Source organism: Streptomyces sp. NPDC041124, from assembly GCF_055592385.1.
The window spans coordinates 92,979-109,886 of record NZ_JBVIYR010000007.1; the positions used below are offsets into that span (position 1 = coordinate 92,979).

The 16,908-nt window shown below is 70.2% G+C and carries 14 protein-coding genes and 2 tRNA genes; 5 read left to right on the forward strand and 11 right to left on the reverse strand.

The genetic code is table 11. The features are described from left to right. Positions 1-86: 86 nt before the first annotated feature. Entirely contained in the window at positions 87-2,711 is a 2,625-nt protein-coding gene (locus ACZ6A9_RS20060; RefSeq protein ID WP_468987339.1) for a valine--tRNA ligase, read from the reverse strand. Positions 2,712-2,848: 137 nt separating this feature from the next. Between ACZ6A9_RS20060 and ACZ6A9_RS20065 the strand changes: the two genes are divergently transcribed. Further along, positions 2,849-3,823, forward strand: coding sequence for a hypothetical protein (locus ACZ6A9_RS20065; RefSeq protein WP_468987341.1), 975 nt, complete (start codon positions 2,849-2,851; stop codon positions 3,821-3,823). Positions 3,824-3,857: 34 nt separating this feature from the next. Then, positions 3,858-4,769 carry a DUF1720 domain-containing protein gene (locus ACZ6A9_RS20070; protein WP_468987342.1) on the forward strand — a complete coding sequence of 304 codons (912 nt, stop codon included), beginning with the start codon at positions 3,858-3,860 and terminating at the stop codon, positions 4,767-4,769. Between the two features lie 78 nt (positions 4,770-4,847). Here the strand turns inward: ACZ6A9_RS20070 and clpX are convergent, their stop codons facing one another. The 5 genes from clpX to ACZ6A9_RS20095 form a co-directional block, all read right to left on the reverse strand. Continuing rightward, the gene (gene clpX, locus ACZ6A9_RS20075; protein WP_004931355.1) at positions 4,848-6,134 is read right to left on the reverse strand and encodes an ATP-dependent Clp protease ATP-binding subunit ClpX; all 1,287 of its coding nucleotides are present in this window, start codon (positions 6,132-6,134) and stop codon (positions 4,848-4,850) included. Positions 6,135-6,315: 181 nt separating this feature from the next. Then, positions 6,316-6,996: an ATP-dependent Clp protease proteolytic subunit gene (locus tag ACZ6A9_RS20080; protein ID WP_468987343.1), complete on the reverse strand. Its 681-nt coding sequence runs from the start codon at positions 6,994-6,996 to the stop codon at positions 6,316-6,318. A gap of 115 nt (positions 6,997-7,111) precedes the next feature. Continuing rightward, complete coding sequence (locus ACZ6A9_RS20085) at positions 7,112-7,717, reverse strand: ATP-dependent Clp protease proteolytic subunit (RefSeq protein ID WP_392035458.1); 606 nt, start codon at positions 7,715-7,717, stop codon at positions 7,112-7,114. Between the two features lie 396 nt (positions 7,718-8,113). Next, complete coding sequence (gene tig, locus ACZ6A9_RS20090; protein WP_468987344.1) at positions 8,114-9,508, reverse strand: trigger factor; 1,395 nt, start codon at positions 9,506-9,508, stop codon at positions 8,114-8,116. Between the two features lie 164 nt (positions 9,509-9,672). Then, positions 9,673-9,749, reverse strand: a tRNA-Pro gene (locus tag ACZ6A9_RS20095). A 166-nt stretch (positions 9,750-9,915) separates the two neighbouring features. On the opposite strand from ACZ6A9_RS20095, the gene ACZ6A9_RS20100 reads away from it, so the two are divergent. After that, positions 9,916-9,986 (forward strand) — tRNA-Gly (locus tag ACZ6A9_RS20100). A 332-nt stretch (positions 9,987-10,318) separates the two neighbouring features. On the opposite strand, the gene ACZ6A9_RS20105 is transcribed toward ACZ6A9_RS20100, so the two are convergent. After that, the gene (locus ACZ6A9_RS20105) at positions 10,319-10,513 is read right to left on the reverse strand and encodes a hypothetical protein (RefSeq protein ID WP_024887528.1); all 195 of its coding nucleotides are present in this window, start codon (positions 10,511-10,513) and stop codon (positions 10,319-10,321) included. A 636-nt stretch (positions 10,514-11,149) separates the two neighbouring features. Here ACZ6A9_RS20105 and ACZ6A9_RS20110 point away from each other — a divergent pair. Beyond that, the gene (locus ACZ6A9_RS20110; RefSeq protein WP_468987346.1) at positions 11,150-12,337 is read left to right on the forward strand and encodes an acyltransferase family protein; all 1,188 of its coding nucleotides are present in this window, start codon (positions 11,150-11,152) and stop codon (positions 12,335-12,337) included. Between the two features lie 18 nt (positions 12,338-12,355). Here ACZ6A9_RS20110 and ACZ6A9_RS20115 read toward each other — a convergent pair whose 3' ends face one another. Beyond that, the gene (locus ACZ6A9_RS20115; RefSeq protein WP_468987347.1) at positions 12,356-12,814 is read right to left on the reverse strand and encodes an HD domain-containing protein; all 459 of its coding nucleotides are present in this window, start codon (positions 12,812-12,814) and stop codon (positions 12,356-12,358) included. Positions 12,815-12,836: 22 nt separating this feature from the next. Further along, positions 12,837-14,015 (reverse strand): PP2C family protein-serine/threonine phosphatase, encoded by a 1,179-nt coding sequence (locus ACZ6A9_RS20120; RefSeq protein WP_468987348.1) that lies wholly within the window; start codon positions 14,013-14,015, stop codon positions 12,837-12,839. 161 nt (positions 14,016-14,176) lie between these two features. On the opposite strand from ACZ6A9_RS20120, the gene ACZ6A9_RS20125 reads away from it, so the two are divergent. Next, positions 14,177-15,427: a GNAT family N-acetyltransferase gene (locus ACZ6A9_RS20125; protein WP_468987350.1), complete on the forward strand. Its 1,251-nt coding sequence runs from the start codon at positions 14,177-14,179 to the stop codon at positions 15,425-15,427. A 6-nt stretch (positions 15,428-15,433) separates the two neighbouring features. Here ACZ6A9_RS20125 and ACZ6A9_RS20130 read toward each other — a convergent pair whose 3' ends face one another. Both ACZ6A9_RS20130 and ACZ6A9_RS20135 read right to left on the reverse strand, forming a co-directional pair. Next, positions 15,434-16,261: an Fpg/Nei family DNA glycosylase gene (locus tag ACZ6A9_RS20130; RefSeq protein ID WP_468987351.1), complete on the reverse strand. Its 828-nt coding sequence runs from the start codon at positions 16,259-16,261 to the stop codon at positions 15,434-15,436. A gap of 37 nt (positions 16,262-16,298) precedes the next feature. Then, positions 16,299-16,784 (reverse strand): ribose-5-phosphate isomerase, encoded by a 486-nt coding sequence (locus tag ACZ6A9_RS20135; protein WP_468987352.1) that lies wholly within the window; start codon positions 16,782-16,784, stop codon positions 16,299-16,301. Between the last annotated feature and the right edge of the window lie 124 nt (positions 16,785-16,908).

Here is a 16,908-nt window from a genome sequence, read left to right on the forward strand (position 1 = left end):
GCGGGGCAGCACGCCAGGCTGCGGGCAGCCGGGGGCCGCCGCCGCGATGTCGGATCCGCGGCGGCGGCGAGTCGGCCGCTGGTGGGTCAGGCGGCCGGGAGGCGGTTCAGCTGGGACTGGATTCGGGTGATGTCGTCCTCCGCCTTCGCCAGGCGGGTGCGGATCTTGTCGATCACCTGGTCCGGTGCCTTCGCCAGGAACGCCTCGTTGCCGAGCTTCGCCGTCGCCTGCGCCTTCTCCTTCTCGGCGGCGGCGAGGTCCTTGGCCAGGCGCTTGCGCTCGGCGGCGACGTCGATCACGCCGGACAGGTCCAGCGCGACCTCGACGCCCGCCACCGGCAGGGTCGCCGTGGCGGTGAAGGAGTCGCCCTCCGGCTGGAGGCGCAGCAGCTGCCGGACGGCCGGCTCGTGCGGGGCGAGTGCCGTACCGGAGAGCGTCAGCCGGGCCGGAACCCGCTGGCCGGGCTGCAGCCCCTGGTCGGCACGGAAGCGGCGGACCTCGGTGATCACCGACTGGAGCGTCTCGATCTCCCGCTCGGCGTCCGCGTCCCGGAAACCGCTGTCGGACGGCCAGTCGGCGATGACGACCGACTCGCCGCCGGTCAGCGTGGTCCAGAGGGTCTCCGTGACGAACGGGACCACCGGGTGCAGCAGCCGCAGCGTGACGTCGAGGACCTCGCCGAGGACCCGCTTGCTGACCTCGGCCGGCGCGCCGCCCGCCTGGAAGGTCGTCTTGGACAGCTCGACGTACCAGTCGAACACCTCGTCCCAGGCGAAGTGGAACAGAGCGTCGGACAGCTTGGCGAACTGGAAGTCGTCGTAGTACGCGTCGACTTCGGCGACGACCGAGTTCAGCCGGGACAGGATCCAGCGGTCGGTCGGCGACATCTGCGACGCGTCCGGCAGCGGACCCTCGACCGTCGCGCCGTTCATCAGCGCGAACCGCGTCGCGTTCCAGATCTTGTTGGCGAAGTTGCGCGAGCCCTGGACCCAGTCCTCGCCGATCGGGACGTCGACACCGGGGTTGGCGCCGCGGGCGAGGGTGAAGCGGAGCGCGTCGCTGCCGTACTTGTCCATCCAGTCCAGCGGGTTGACCGCGTTGCCGAAGGACTTCGACATCTTCTTGCCGAACTGGTCGCGGACCATGCCGTGCAGGGCGATGGTGTGGAACGGCGGGGTGCCGTCCATCGCGTACAGGCCGAACATCATCATCCGGGCGACCCAGAAGAAGAGGATGTCGTAGCCGGTGACCAGGACGGAGTTCGGGTAGAACTTCGCGAGCGAATCCGTCTCCTCGGGCCAGCCGAGCGTGGAGAACGGCCACAGGGCGGAGGAGAACCACGTGTCGAGGACGTCGGTGTCCTGGTGCCAGCCCTCGCCGGCCGGCGCCTCGTCATCCGGTCCGACGCAGACGACCTCACCCTCCGGCCCGTACCAGACGGGGATGCGGTGGCCCCACCACAGCTGCCGCGAGATGCACCAGTCGTGGAGGTTGTCGACCCAGTCGAAGTACCGCTTCTCCATCTCCTGCGGGTGGATCTTGACCCGGCCGTCGCGGACGGCGTCACCGGCCGCCTTCGCCAACGGGCCGACCTTGACCCACCACTGCATGGACAGGCGTGGCTCGACGGTGGTCCTGCAGCGCGAGCAGTGGCCGACGCTGTGGGCGTAGGGCCGTTTCTCGGCGACGATCCGGCCCTCGGCGCGCAGCGCGGCGACGATGGCCGAGCGGGCCTCGAGCCGGTCCTGGCCCTGGAAGGGACCGTGGACGGTGATGACGGCGTGCTCGTCCATCACGGTGAGGGACGGCAGGCCGTGACGACGGCCGATCTCGAAGTCGTTCGGGTCGTGCGCCGGGGTCACCTTGACGGCACCCGTGCCGAACTCCGGGTCGACGTGCTCGTCGGCGACGACCGGGATGGAGCGGTCGGTCAGCGGCAGCTTGACGAGCTTGCCGACCAGGTGCTTGTAGCGCTCGTCGTCCGGGTGGACCGCGACGGCGGTGTCGCCGAGCATCGTCTCGGCGCGGGTGGTGGCGACGACGATGGTGTCGTCCCCGTCTCCGTATTTCATGGAGACGAGCTCGCCGTCGTCGTCCTGGTAGTTGACCTCGATGTCGGAGATCGCGGTGAGGCAGCGCGGGCACCAGTTGATGATGCGCTCGGCGCGGTAGATCAGCTCGTCGTCGTGGAGACGCTTGAAGATGGTCTGGACGGCCTTCGACAGGCCCTCGTCCATGGTGAAGCGCTCACGCGACCAGGCGACGCCGTCGCCGAGGCGGCGCATCTGGCCGGAGATCTGCCCGCCGGACTCGCCCTTCCACTGCCAGACCCGCTCGACGAACGCCTCGCGGCCCAGGTCGTGGCGGGACTTGCCCTCCTTGGCGAGCTCCCGCTCGACGACGTTCTGCGTGGCGATGCCGGCGTGGTCCATGCCGGGCTGCCACAGCGTCTCGAAGCCCTGCATGCGCTTGCGGCGGGTGAGGGCGTCGATCAGCGTGTGCTCGAACGCGTGCCCGAGGTGCAGGCTGCCCGTGACGTTCGGCGGCGGGATGACGACGGTGAACGGCGGCTTGTCGCTCTTCTCGTCCGCCTCGAAGTAACCGCGCTCTACCCAGCGCTCGTACAGCGGCCCCTCTACATCGGCCGGCGCGTACTGGGTCGGCAGTTCGGTGGTGGGCGCTGGTGGCTGCTGCTGAGCGTTCTCGGTCACGGGGCTCAGTTTAGAGGCGTCACGAGCCTGTCCCGAAACGCGTTTCGTTTGTAACGGTGCGACCCCCACTGGCCTGAACGCTTCCCTCCTGAGTCAGGATGTCAGCAACGCGTAAGCATCTGGAGGGGAACCCAGTAATGAGTCACAACCAGCCGGGCCCGTACGGCGGGCAGCCCCAGCAGCCCGGGCCGTACGGCCAGCCGGGACCTTACGGCCAGCAGCCGCAGGCTCCGCAGCCCGGCTACGGCTACCCCCAGCAGGCCCCGCCGCCCGGTCAGCCCGGTTACGGCTACCCGCAGCAGCCCGGCCAGCCCGGCGTCCCGCCGCAGCAGGCCCCGTACGGGCAGCAGGCCCCGTACGGGCAGCAGCCTCCTTACGGCCAGGCGCCGTACGGCATGCCGCCCCAGCCGCCCGCCTCGGGCGGAGGCGGCAAGAAGGCCGCCATCATCGTCGGTGCCGTCGCGGTGGTCGCGGCGATCGGCGTGGGCGCGTACTTCGTGATCGGCGGGGGCGGCGGCGCGGCCGGCCTGGAGGACGACGGCGCTCACACGCTGGCGACGCCGGAGAAGGTGCTGGGCGAGTACACGCGGGTCGGCGAGGGCGGCGAGGACGCCAGCTCGAGCATGGCGAAGGACCTGGCCAAGGGCGGCATCAAGGACGGCAAGTCGGTCGCCGCCGCCTACTCGACGGCCGACTTCAGCAACTACGACCCGCAGGACCCGACCTCCATCCCCGACCAGTCCGAGCTGCTGACCGCGAAGGGCGTGTCCTTCTTCGGCGCCTACGGCGAGGTCACCGACCCGGAGGCCGCGGTCGACAAGATCTTCGCGTCCCTCAAGAAGGAGACGGAGAAGGGGTCGAACAACGAACTCATGTCCGAACTGGTCGGTGAGCCGGAGTCGGTCGACATCGACGGCGCGGTGATGAAGTGCCAGGCGGCCAAGGGCACCAACAACCTCACCAAGAAGGAGACGACCAACTGGTTCTGCGCCTGGGGCGACTACAGCACCATCGCGGTGGTCTCCCCCGGTGACAACACCAAGGACATCACCAAGAGCGCCGCGGCGGACATCACCACCAAGCTGCGGGGCGAGGTCCGCACCAAGGCCTGACCGCCGCAGCAGTGACTGGAGGGGGAAGGAAGCAATGAGTCACCACCAGCCGGGCCCGTACGGCGGGCAGCCGCAGCAGCCGGGCCCGTACGGCGGGCAGCCGCAGCAGCCGGGCCCGTACGGCGGGCAGCCGCAGGCTCCGCAGCCCGGCTACGGCTACCCGCAGCAGCCCGGCGTCCCGCCGCAGCAGCCTCCGTACGGTCAGCAGCCGCCGCACGGCCAGGCTCCGTACGGCGCGCCGCCGCCGCCGCCCGCCTCGGGCGGCGGCGGGAAGAAGACGGCGATCATCGTCGGCGCGGTCGCGGTCGTCGCGGCGATCGGTGTGGGCGCGTACTTCGTGATCGGCGGGGGCGGCGGCTCGGACATCGCGGACGACGGGCCGCACAAGCTGGTGCCGCCGGCCTCGGTCGGCGAGTACAAGAAGGGCGGCGGCTCGTCCGGTTCGGGCGACGGCGGTCCGACCGGCACGAACTCCAAGGCGGACCTGGAGAAGATCGGCATCGAGGGCGGCGAGGTCGTGAAGGCGTCCTACGCCACCGGCTCGTCCACCGAGCTCGGCAAGGCCATGGCGTTCAACGGCGCCTACGGGGAGATCAGCGACCCGGAGGGCTCCATCGACAAGGCCTTCGTCAACGCCCACGAGAACTCGAAGGACACCGGCGACACCGCCGGTGCGAAGGAGACGGTCACCTGGAAGGGCGACCCCGAGACGGTCGAGCCGGACGGTCTGGACGGCGCCGTCATGAAATGCCAGACGGCCGTGATCGCCGAGGGCGCCACCAAGCTGGAGATGCCGGTGTGCGTCTGGGCCGACCACAGCACCTACGGCGTGGTCAACGGACTGGACCTGGCCGCGGCGCAGAAGGGCGGCAGCGGCGGTCTCGCCACGAACGACGTCGCCGCGTTCGCCGCCGAACTGCGCTCCGCCGCGCGGGTCAAGGCCTGACCCCGAGTCGTCCGCACGGGCGAAGGGCCCCGGTCGTCGACCGGGGCCCTTCGCCCGTCGCTGTGAACGCCGCGGCGGTTACGCCGTCTTCTGCTCGCCGGAGCCCCGGCCGCGGGCGTCGCGCGGGATCAGGGTCGGGTTGACGTTGGAGAGGACCACGTCGGCCGTGATGACGACCCGGGCGACGTCCTTGCGGGACGGGACCTCGTACATCACGCCCTGGAGGACCTCCTCCATGATGGCGCGCAGCCCGCGGGCGCCGGTCTGGCGGAGGATGGCCTGGTCGGCGATGGCCTCCAGCGCCTCGCGTTCGAAGTCCAGCTCCACGCCGTCGAGTTCGAAGAGGCGCTGGTACTGCTTCACCAGGGCGTTGCGCGGCTCGACGAGGATCTGCAGCAGGGCCTCGCGGTCGAGGTTGTGGACCGAGGTGATGACGGGGAGCCGGCCGATGAACTCGGGGATCATGCCGAACTTGACCAGGTCCTCCGGCATGACCTCCTCGAACTGGTCCTTGGACTCCATCTCCCGCTTGGAGCGGATCGTCGCGCCGAAGCCGATGCCCTTGGCGCCGGCCCGGCCCTCGATGATCTTCTCAAGACCGGCGAAGGCGCCGCCCACGATGAACAGCACGTTCGTCGTGTCGATCTGGATGAACTCCTGGTGCGGGTGCTTGCGTCCGCCCTGCGGCGGGACGGAGGCCGTGGTGCCCTCGAGGATCTTCAGCAGGGCCTGCTGCACGCCCTCGCCGCTGACGTCGCGGGTGATCGACGGGTTCTCACTCTTGCGGGCGACCTTGTCGATCTCGTCGATGTAGATGATCCCGGTCTCGGCCTTCTTGACGTCGTAGTCGGCCGCCTGGATCAGCTTCAGCAGGATGTTCTCGACGTCCTCACCGACGTACCCGGCCTCGGTGAGCGCCGTGGCGTCGGCGATCGCGAACGGCACGTTCAGCATGCGGGCGAGCGTCTGGGCGAGGAGGGTCTTGCCGGAGCCGGTGGGGCCCAGCAGCAGGATGTTGGACTTCGCCAGCTCGATGGCGTCCTCGCGGCCCTGCGCGCCGCCGTTCTCGCCGGCCTGGACGCGCTTGTAGTGGTTGTACACGGCGACGGAGAGGGCCTTCTTCGCCGCCTCCTGCCCGACCACGTACCCCTCGAGGAACTCGTAGATCTCGCGGGGCTTGGGGAGTTCCTCCCAGCGGACCTCACTGGTCTCCGCGAGCTCTTCCTCGATGATCTCGTTGCAGAGATCGATGCACTCGTCGCAGATGTACACACCGGGCCCTGCGATGAGCTTCTTGACCTGCTTCTGGCTCTTGCCGCAGAACGAGCACTTGAGCAGATCGCCGCCGTCACCGATGCGTGCCACGGTGTGCTTCCCCTTCGCCTGGGAGACGACCGGACATCAATGTCCGGCGGCTCCTGGTGCTGCCTTATGTCGACGGTACCTTGCCTGGCACCCCGTTCGGGCCCCCCTTGGCACGGTTCACTTTGACGTGGACCGTGCCAAACCGTGCCAAGGGGCGGCAGACGTTACACCCCGTCCCGCGTCACCGCAGGCTGGCGTTGTCCATCTTCCGGGTGGTGATGATCTGGTCGATCAGGCCGTACTCCAGCGCGTCCTCGGCCGTGAGGATCTTGTCGCGCTCGATGTCCTCGCGGATCTTCTCGATCGGCCGGGTGGAGTGCTTGGCCAGCATGTCCTCCAGCTGCGTGCGCATCCGGAGGATCTCGTTGGCGGCGATCTCCAGGTCGGAGACCTGACCGCGGCCCGTCTCGCTGTACGGCTGGTGGATCAGCACGCGCGCGTTCGGCAGGGCCATGCGCTTGCCGGGCGTGCCGGCGGCCAGCAGGACGGCGGCGGCGGAGGCCGCCTGGCCCATGCAGACCGTCTGGATGTCCGGCTTCACGTACTGCATCGTGTCGTAGATCGCCGTCAGCGCGGTGAAGGAGCCGCCGGGGCTATTGATGTACACCGAGATGTCACGGTCGGGGTCCATCGACTCCAGGCACAGCAGCTGCGCCATGACGTCGTTGGCGGAGGCGTCGTCGATCTGCACGCCGAGGAAGATGACACGCTCCTCGAAGAGCTTCGCGTACGGGTCGTACTCGCGGATGCCCTGGGAGGTGCGCTCGACGAAGCGCGGGATGACGTAGCGGGACTCGGCCGCGGGGCCGGTGTACTCGGCGCGCGTACGGCCGTACAGGCCGCTGCCGGGGAAGTCGTTCACAGTGTCTCCTGGAAGGGGGCTGAGGCGGTCGGCTGGGGCTGCTGGGGCTGTGCACCGGGCCCGGGGCGGGGCCCGGTGGGGGCGTCTACGGGGCCGCGGGGCCCCGTACGGCCGCTCAGGCCCCGGTGCCGCCGCCGCCCGGCATACCGGCGGCCGTGGGGATCACGTCGTCGATGAGGCCGTACTCCTTGGCCTCGAAGGCGTCGAACCAGCGGTCGCGGTCGGAGTCGCGGGTGATCTGCTCGACCGACTGGCCCGTGTGCTGGGCCGTCAGCTCGGCCATGCGCTTCTTGGTGTGCAGCAGGCGCTCGGCGTGGATCTTGATGTCCGAGGCCGAACCGGCGAGACCGGCGGACGGCTGGTGGATCAGGATCTCGGCGTTGGGCAGCGCGAAACGCTTGCCGGGGGTGCCGGCGCTCAGCAGGAACTGGCCCATGGAGGCCGCAAGGCCCATCGCGATCGTCACCACGTCGTTCTTGATGAACTGCATCGTGTCGTAGATCGCCATGCCGGCCGTGATGGAGCCGCCGGGGCTGTTGATGTACAGGTAGATGTCCTTGTCCGGATCGGCGGCAAGGAGCAGCAGCTGTGCGGTGATCTTGTTGGCAATGTCGTCGTCGACCGGCTGGCCGAGGAAGATGATCCGCTCGCCGAGCAGCCGGTTGTAGACCTGGTCGCCGAGGCCACCACCGATGGAGGGCTCGCCGGCGGCTGAGGGCATCAGATTCGTCACGTATCCACCTGCTCGTCTTACGACGGCGCCGGGCCGTCTCACGTTTCCCTGCGGGGCGGGAGCCGTATTCGGTGACTCCCCTGCCCTCGTATTCATGGACCCTAACGCGGGGGCTGCGCCGGGGAATCCCGGTAACGGGGGTGTTCGCCGGGGGCGTAGAGAGGCGTACTCCGCGATGTGCCGCGCATGCGGCCGGAGGCGCTCCCGCCGTGGGCTCGCGGGAGCGCGGGCGGGTGCGGGCCGTCGGGGCCGGTCGCACGGTTGCCCGCGCCCCTGGTGGGCTGTGCCCGCGCCGGGCGGAAGCGGGCCCGGCGCCGGACGACCGGGCCCCGGAGTGCTGTGCACTCCGGGGCCCGGTGATCACGTCGGAGGTGACGCGGGGAATCAGCCCTCGGTCTTCTCGTCGGCCTTGTCCTCGGCGGCGTCCGCGGCCTCGGTGACCTCGGCGGTCTCGTCCTCTTCCTCGTCCTCGTCCTCGAGGTCGATGATCTCGCCGTTGGTGTCCTTGACGGTGGCCTTCTCGACCACGGCGGCCAGGGCCTTGCCGCGGGCGACCTCACCGACGAGGAGCGGGACCTGGCCCTGCTCGACGACGGCCTGGGCGAACTGGTCGGGGGACATGCCGGAGGAGGCGGCGCGCCGCATGAGGTGCTCGGTGAGCTCCTCCTGGTTGACGTTCAGCTTCTCCTGCTTGACGAGCTCGTCAAGGACGAACTGGGTCTTGATGCCCTTGACCGCGGCCTCACGGGTCTCGGCGTCGAACTCCTCCTCGGTCTTGCCCTGGATCTCCAGGTACTTCGCGAGGTCGAGGCCCATCTGGCCGAGCTGGTGGTGCTCGAGGTTGTGCTTACGGGTGTTGATCTCGTCCTCGAGCAGCTTCTCGGGGACCGGGATCTCGACCAGCTCGAGCAGCTTCTCCAGGACGCGCTCCTGCGCCTGCGTGGCCTGGTCGTACTGCTTCATGTTCTCCAGGCGCTTGCGGCTGTCCGCCTTGAGCTCCTCGAGGGTGTCGAACTCGGAGGCGAGCTGGGCGAAGTCGTCGTCCAGCTCGGGCAGCTCGCGCGCGGCGACCTGGGTGACCTTGACGGTGACCTCGGCCTCCTTGCCGGCCGCCGAGCCGCCCTTGAGCTCGGAGGTGAAGGTGGCCTCGCCACCGGCCTCCACGCCCTTCACGGCGTCGTCGATGCCGTCCAGCAGCTCACCGGAGCCGATGGTGTACGAGACGCCGTCGGCGACGCCGTCCTCGAGGACCTCGCCGTCGACCTTGGCCTGCAGGTCGATGGTGACGACGTCACCGTCCTCGGCGGCGCGCTCCACCGGGGAGGTGGAGGCGAAGCGCTCGCGCAGCTCCTCGACCGCCTTGTCGACGTCCTCGTCGGTGACCTCGACGGCGTCGACCTCGACCTCGATGCCGGAGTAGTCCGGGATCTCGATGGCGGGACGGATGTCGACCTCGGCGGTGAAGTTCAGCGTCTCGCCGTCCTTCAGCTCCGTGATGTCGACCTCGGGCTGGCCCAGCGGGTTCAGCTCGGCCTCGTTGACCGCGTCGGTGTAGAACTTCGGGAGGGCGTCGTTGACGGCCTCCTCCAGCACCGCACCGCGGCCGAAGCGCTGGTCGATGACCCGGGCCGGGACCTTGCCCTTGCGGAAGCCCTTCACCGTGACCTGCTGGTTGATCTTCTTGTACGCCGCGTCGAGGCTGTCCTTGAGCTCCTCGAAGGGCACCTCGACAGTGAGCCGAACCCGGGTCGGGTTCAGGGTCTCCACGGCGCTCTTCACGGTTCGGTCTCCTTGTGGCTGACTTCTCGGGTTCTGCCGGGACCAGAACGGTCCGGCCGATTCGCCGCCCGGAGGACTTCAGAGACACACAGGGCGCGCAGTTTGCATAGTAACGGCAGCGGCTACGGCACCCAAAAGGCGATCACCGGTGGATGGCAGGTGGCTGGTCGGGGTGGCGGGATTTGAACCCACGGCCTTCCGCTCCCAAAGCGGACGCGCTACCAAGCTGCGCCACACCCCGTCTGGTGCGACACGAAGGGTACATGCACCCGGGCGGAACGGCCTCCGCATTCCCGGGTGCGGCGCGGCCAGGTGCGGCGGCGGGGAAACGGGGTGTGCGGCGAGGGCGCACGACCCGCTACGATACCTGTCAGTGCCGCGGCCTTCCGACGCGCGGCACGCTCTGTGCGGGCGTAGCTCAATGGTAGAGCCCCAGTCTTCCAAACTGGCTACGCGGGTTCGATTCCCGTCGCCCGCTCTGTATGGCTCAGGGCCAGGTCGCGGGATCATTCCCGGCCTGGCCCTGATCGTTTCCCTGGGTCGCCGGTCGGTCGCGCGCGCGGCGTGCCCCCGTGGGATCTCCGCGACGGCCGGGAGGGAGTCTCCCTGCGCCGGGTGCCTGATCAGTGGCGAGGCCGTCCGGCACACCGGGCACAGCCACCGGGTGAGGATCAGGATCGGACAGTGGACCGACCAAGGGTGAGCCGGCCGGCCGCGCGTGCGCGCGACCCGCAGGTGCGCCCGGTCCGCGGGCACGAGGCGGGGAACGGCGGGTGGTCGCGGTGATGCGGACCGAAGGGCGCAGGGCCGTCAGAAGCTGATCGAGTTGATCATGTCCGCTATCGAGTCCAGGAACCGCTGGATGTCGTCGGCCATGCCGGTGGAGGCGAGGAAGAAGCCGAAGAGGACGGCGACGATCGCCGGCCCCGCCTTGATGGAGCCGCCTCTCAGCAGCACCACCAGGATGATCGCCAACAGCAGCACCACAGACAGTGAAATGGCCACAACTGATCACACCCTCGGTCGGTTCGGCTTCCCCGGCCCGGGCGACGCGACCCCGCGCACCCCGCCAGAACCATCGTGCCACCAACACGGCCGCGTCATGCGGCAGCTGACGCATCATCCGTTCCGCGGTGTCCCCGCACATCGGGGGCGCACCCGCCACAGAACGCCAACGTCCGTATGTCGCACGACAATTCGAAGGAACACCCGTGCAGGGAATTGGACAGGGCCGTCGCCGTTTCCACACAATGCGTTCGCAGGTAATTCGAATGGTCACCGCAGACACTCCGACGACCCGGCGGGCAACTCCCCGAAGGGGAACAAAGGCGGACATATCACCGGAGTCGCCTGCCGACCTCATGCACGACCTCATCAGGAAGAATCCTGACAAGTACGGTCGTCCGGGGTAATCAAAGGTAATCAAACCCCTTTGCGGGCTCATGTGTTGACCATCACTGCCAGCGGCATGCTCCCTTTCCCCGATCCGGGGTACCCGAACTGAATACCGGTAACGACGTCGGGCGTTTTACCAAATCCCACGGACAACGCTAGGGTGCCTCAGATGTTCCACGCTGCCTCGTCCCCCGCAAGCGCAGCGAGTTCACCGATCGTCTCCCCGAGTCCCCGCCGGGAGGGTCAGTGACGAACTCGCAGCGACCGTACGGCAACCGCAGGGCGCCGCTCCCCCCGGCACAGTCACCGGCGGACGGAGTGCCGAGCCCGCGCCCCCACAGCAAGGAAGACGACCGGCCGGCCCCGTCCGGCAGACAGCGCGACGCGTTCTTCGACAACGCCAAGTACCTGGCGATCGTGCTGGTGGCCGTGGGCCACGCGTGGGAGCCGATCAAGGGTGACAGCCGGACCCTGGAGGCTGCGTACTCGGTCGTGTACGCGTTCCACATGCCGGCCTTCATCATCATCTCCGGCTACTTCTCGCGCAGCTTCGACATGCGCTCCGACCGGCTGCGGCGGCTGATCACCGGCGTCGTCGTGCCGTACATCGTGTTCGAGACCGCCTATCCCCTCTTCAAACGGTTCGTCGCCGACGACCCGCAGCAGGAGATCAGCCTCCTCGACCCCTGGTACCTGACCTGGTTCCTGGTCGCCCTGTTCGTCTGGCGGCTGACCACGCCCATCTGGAAGCTGGTCCGCCACCCCCTGCCGCTGGCCCTCGGCATCGCCATGCTGGCCAGTGTCAGCCCCGAGATCGGCGACGACCTTGACCTCCAGCGCGTGCTGCAGTTCCTGCCGTACTTCGTGCTCGGCCTGTGCCTGCGGCCCGAGCACTTCCACCTGGTGCGCCGCCGGTCGGTGCGGATCGCCGCGGTGCCGGTGTTCGCGACGGCGCTGATCCTGAGCTGGATGGCCGTGCCGCGGATGAGCGCCGCGTGGTTCTACCACCGTGACTCCGCGCAGGAACTGGGCGGCCCATGGTGGGCCGGTCCGGTCATGGTGCTGGCGACGTTCGGCTGCTCGCTGCTGCTGACCGCCTGCTTCTTCGCCTGGGTGCCGGGCCGCCGCACGTGGTTCACCGCGCTCGGCGCGGGCACGCTGTACGGCTACCTGCTGCACGGTTTCGTGGTGAAGGGCGGCGACTACCAGGGCTGGTTCGAGCCGGCCGCGCTGCACACGCCGCTCGGCGCGGTCGTGGTGACCGTCCTCGCGGCCGCCATGGTGACGTTCCTGTGCGGCAGGCCGGTGCAGCGGGTCTTCCGGTGCGTGGTGGAGCCCAGGATGGAGTGGGCGTTCAAGCGCGACGCCGCCCAGCCGGTCCCGGCACGCGAGCGGGTGGAGCAGCGGGAGCCGCGCGAGAAGGTCGACGCCTAGCCGGGCACCGCTCCCCTTTCACACGAGGCCGAGAAGTGCGCGCATCCGCGCGTACTTCTCGGTCAGCCGTTTCCTGGTGGCCCCGTCGAGGAGCGCGAGCCGGGCCGGGTCGGCGTTGTGCGGCAGGTCGGCCTCCTTCACCAGCAGTGCGCCGGGGGTGGCGAGGATGCGGGCCGCGTACGCCTCGGGCGGCTCCCCTGACCGCTTGGTGACCGCGAGGACGATGTCCTTGGTGCGCCGGGTGAGCGGCGCCTCGTCGAGCCACCGTGCGGTGAGTCTGTCGTCCTCGACGGCGTCGTGCAGCCAGGCCGCCGCGATCTGTTCCCGGTCGCCGCCGCGCGCCCGCACGCCCTCGGCTACGGCCTCGAGGTGCTCGGCGTAGGGGCGGCCCGCCTTGTCGGTCTGGCCGGCGTGCGCGGCGCGGGCGACGGCCTCCACCCGGTCGGGGGTCAGCGGGGTGCTCGGTGTCTCGGTCATCCGTCCAGTCTGCACGGGGAGTTCAGCGGGCCGCGGCGGCCGTCGGACCCTCCCGGCATATGAGCAGCAGCGCGCGGTCGTCGTTGACGTCCTTGGCGACCGACTCGATGAGGTGCCAGGCGGCGCCGTGGAAACCGCCGGCGACATAGCGGTCGGCCTCGCCGGTGAGGCGGTCGATGCCCTCGACCATGTCCCGGTCGGAGGTCTCCACGAGGCCGTCGGTGAACAGCATCAGGACGTCTCCGGGCCGCAGCGAGCCCTTCACCGAGTCGAACTGGGCGCCGTCGTACACCCCCAGCAGGGGGCCGTCGGCGGCCTTCTCCTCCCAGCGTCCGCTGCCCGCGCTGAGCTGGAGGCCCGGCGGGTGCCCGGCGGAGTACAGCTCGTAGTCGCCGGAGTCCAGGTCGAGGACCAGGTGGATGGAGGTGGCGAAGCCCTCGTCCCAGTCCTGACGGAGCAGGTAGCCGTTGGCGGCGGGGAGGAAGGAGTGGGGCGGGAGACTGCCGAGCAGACCGCCGAAGGCGCCCGACAGCAGCAGGGCGCGCGAACCGGCGTCCATGCCCTTGCCGGAGACGTCCGTCAGGACGACCTCCAGTGTGCGCCCGCCGTTGGTGCGGGCCGCGACCACGAAGTCACCGGAGAACGACTGTCCGCCCGCCGGGCGCAGGGCCATCTCGCGGTGCCAGCCGTCCGGCAGCTTCGGCAGCTTGCTCTGCACCCGGATCCGCTCGCGCAGGTCGAACAGCATGGTGCCGCCGCGCCGCCAGGGCACGCCCACCCGGCTGCGGAACTGGGCGACGAGCAGCCCGAAGAAACCACAGGCGGCGACGACGAGGACCACGCCGGGGGTGACCCGGGCGGCGCCCTCGGTGTAGGGGCCGAGCTGCACCGCCTCCACGATCAGCGCCCCCGCCGCGGCCGCGTAGAGGCCGAGCAGGCTCGCCGGGCGCAGCAGCAGGCCGCCCACGACGATCGGGACGACCAGTGCGGCCGGCGCGCACCACACGGAGTTGGCGAGGGTGCCGGCCGCGATCAGGGGGACGGTCAGGAGCAGTCCGACGAGCGCGATCCAGTCCGAGCCGTCCCCGCGGAAGTAGTCGACGGCGGCTCGGCGCACGCCGACGCGGGCCCGGTGCCACTGCTTCTTCAACCGGGCCGTGAACGTGTCGGCTTCCGCGCGCCGCTCTCGTCCTGCTGCCATTAGTTCGGGACCCTATCCATCGGACCGGCCGCTTGGCACGGGAGGTCCTGGTTGTCCCCTCCGACGGGGACCATCACAGTGAACGTCATGGAACGCCGCCGTGGGGCCACCCCGGAGAAATTCCGTCGCTCGCCCCGCATTGTGCTGGTAGGCATGGGTCCATGGCGAACGAGCTGACGGGCCCCACGCCCGAACTCCGGGTGTTGAAGCCGGAGGAATGGGACAAGTTGTACGCGAACCTCATCCGTGCGTTCGGCGAGCCCCCGGAGGCGGAGGAGGAGCGGGAACTGTGGCGCGCGCTGACCGAGTACGACCGCTTCCTGGGCGCCTGGCAGGGCGAGGAGTGCGTGGCGTCGGCGGGCGCGTTCCGCTTCCGGCTGACCGTGCCCGGTGGCACGTCCGTGCCGGCCGCGGGGGTCACCATGGTCGGCGTGGCGGCCACGCACCGGCGGCGCGGGGTGCTGACGTCCTTGATGCGGCGCCAGTTGGACGACGTCCGGTCGTGGGGCGAGCCACTGGCGGTGCTGACGGCGTCGGAGCCGGCGATCTACGGCCGGTTCGGGTACGCGGCGGCGACCTTCCAGACGGACGCGGAGATCGACACCGGGCGCGCGGGGCTGTCGGTGCCGCCCGGTACGGATGACGTACGCCTGCGGTACGTGGAGCCCGCCGACGCGCTGGACGCCTGTGAGGCGGTCTACGCCCGGCTGGTGCCGGAGCGCCCGGGAATGGTGGCGCGGGGTCCGGGCTGGGAGCGGCTGGGTGTGCTCGACCCGGAGAGCGGGCGGGGCGGTGCGTCACCGCTGAGTTGCGTGGTGGCCGAGCGGGACGGCCGGACGGTCGGGTACGCGCGGTTCCGCGTGAAACCCTCCTGGGGGCCGGGCGGCCCCGACGGGGAGGTGGTCCTCAGTGCCCTGGAGGCGCTGGATCCGGCGGCGGGCGCGGCGCTGTGGCGCTTCCTGTTCGACATCGACCTGACGTCGAAACTGGTGGCTCGGGGACGGCCCGTGGACGAGAGCTGGCAGTACCTGGTGTCGGACATACGCCGGTGCGGCCCGAGGATCCGGGACGCGCTGTACGTACGGCTGGTGGACGTCGGCGCGGCGCTCGGGGCGCGGACGTACCGGGCGCCCGTGGACGTCGTGCTGGAGGTGGAGGACGCCTTCTGCCCCTGGAACGCGGGCCGTTGGCGGCTGAGCGGCGACGCGAAGGGGGCGTCCTGCGAGCGTACCGACGATGCCGCCGATCTCGCCCTGTCGGTGCGGGAGTTGGGTGCCGCGTATCTGGGCGGGGTGGCGCTCACCGCGCTCGCGTCGGCGGGCCGGGTGCGTGAACTGCGCGGTGGTGCGCTCGCGCAGGCGTCCCTGGCGTTCGGGAGCGACCCGGCGCCGTGGCTGCCGCACGGCTTCTGAGGGGTCTCAGGGGCGCTGGCAGGCGGGGCACCAGAAGAGGTTGCGGGCGGCGAGGTCGGCGGTGCGGATCTCGCCGCCACAGATGTGGCAGGGCAGGTTCGCCCTGCGGTAGACGTACACCTCTCCGCCGTGGTCGTCGACGCGCGGCGGGCGCCCCATCGCCTCGGGGGTGTGCTCGGGGCGGACGGTGTCGATGCGGTTGTGCCGGACGCCCTCGCCCATGAGCGCGACCAGGTCGGCCCAGATGGCGTCCCACTGGTCCGGGGTGATGTCCCGGCCCGCGCGGTAGGGGTCGATGCGGTGCCGGAAGAGGACTTCGGCGCGGTAGACGTTCCCCACGCCCGCGATGACCTTCTGGTCCATGAGGAGCGCGGCGATCGTGGTGCGGCTGCGGCTGATCCTGCGGTAGGCGAGGGCCGGGTCGGCGTCCGGGCGCAGCGGGTCGGGGCCGAGGCGCTGGTGCACGGCCCGTTTCTCGCCGTCCGTGATCAGGGCGCAGGTGGTGGGGCCGCGCAGATCGACGTACGAGGTGTCGTCGGCGAGGCGCAGGCGCACGGTGTCCGTGGGTGGCGGGACCGGGGCCGGGCCGAAGGTGACCTTGCCGAAGAGGCCGAGGTGGATGTGGACCCAGTCGGTGTGTGCGGGCTCGGGGTCGCCGAAGCCGAGGAAGAGGTGCTTGCCGTGGGCGTCGGTGGCGTGCAGCGGGGTGCGGTCGAGAAGAGCGGCGGCGTCGCTGAACTTGCCCTGCGGGCTGGTGACGCGAAGGGGGCCGCCGGTCACGAAGGCGCCGGCGTAGTCCTGGGCGAGCCGGTGGATCGTGTGGCCCTCAGGCACGGGTCACCCCCTCGCTCGCTCTTCCTCGTCCCGCCGTCTACTGCTGGGGGTGGTGGGCCGGGATCGGGGGGAGGTCGCCCGTGGTCTCGTAGGCGGAGAGCATGTCGATCCGGCGGATGTGACGCTCGTCGCCCGAGAACGGGGTGCTCAGGAAGGTCTCGACGAACTTCGTCGCCTCGTCCTGGCTGTGCATGCGCGCGCCGACCGCGACCACGTTGGCGTTGTTGTGCTGACGCCCCAGGGCCGCCGTCTCCTCGCTCCACGCCAGGGCCGCCCGCACGCCGTCGACCTTGTTCGCGGCGATCTGCTCGCCGTTGCCGGAGCCGCCGATCACGATGCCGAGGGCGCCCTCGTCCGCGGCGGTCCGCTCGGCCGCGCGGAGGCAGAAGGGCGGGTAGTCGTCCTGGGCGTCGTAGAGGTGCGGACCGCAGTCGACGGGCTCATGGCCCGCTTCCTTCAGCCACTCGACGAGGTGGTTCTTGAGTTCGTAGCCCGCATGGTCGGAGCCGAGATACACGCGCATGCGTCGAGTGTGACACGGCCGCCCGCGGACGGCGGCGCGGGGTGGCGGCGGGGGGCGGCGACACGGGGCGGACCGCGTGAGAAGTGTGAGGGAATCCACAGAACCTTAGGAAAAGTTCCAGTAA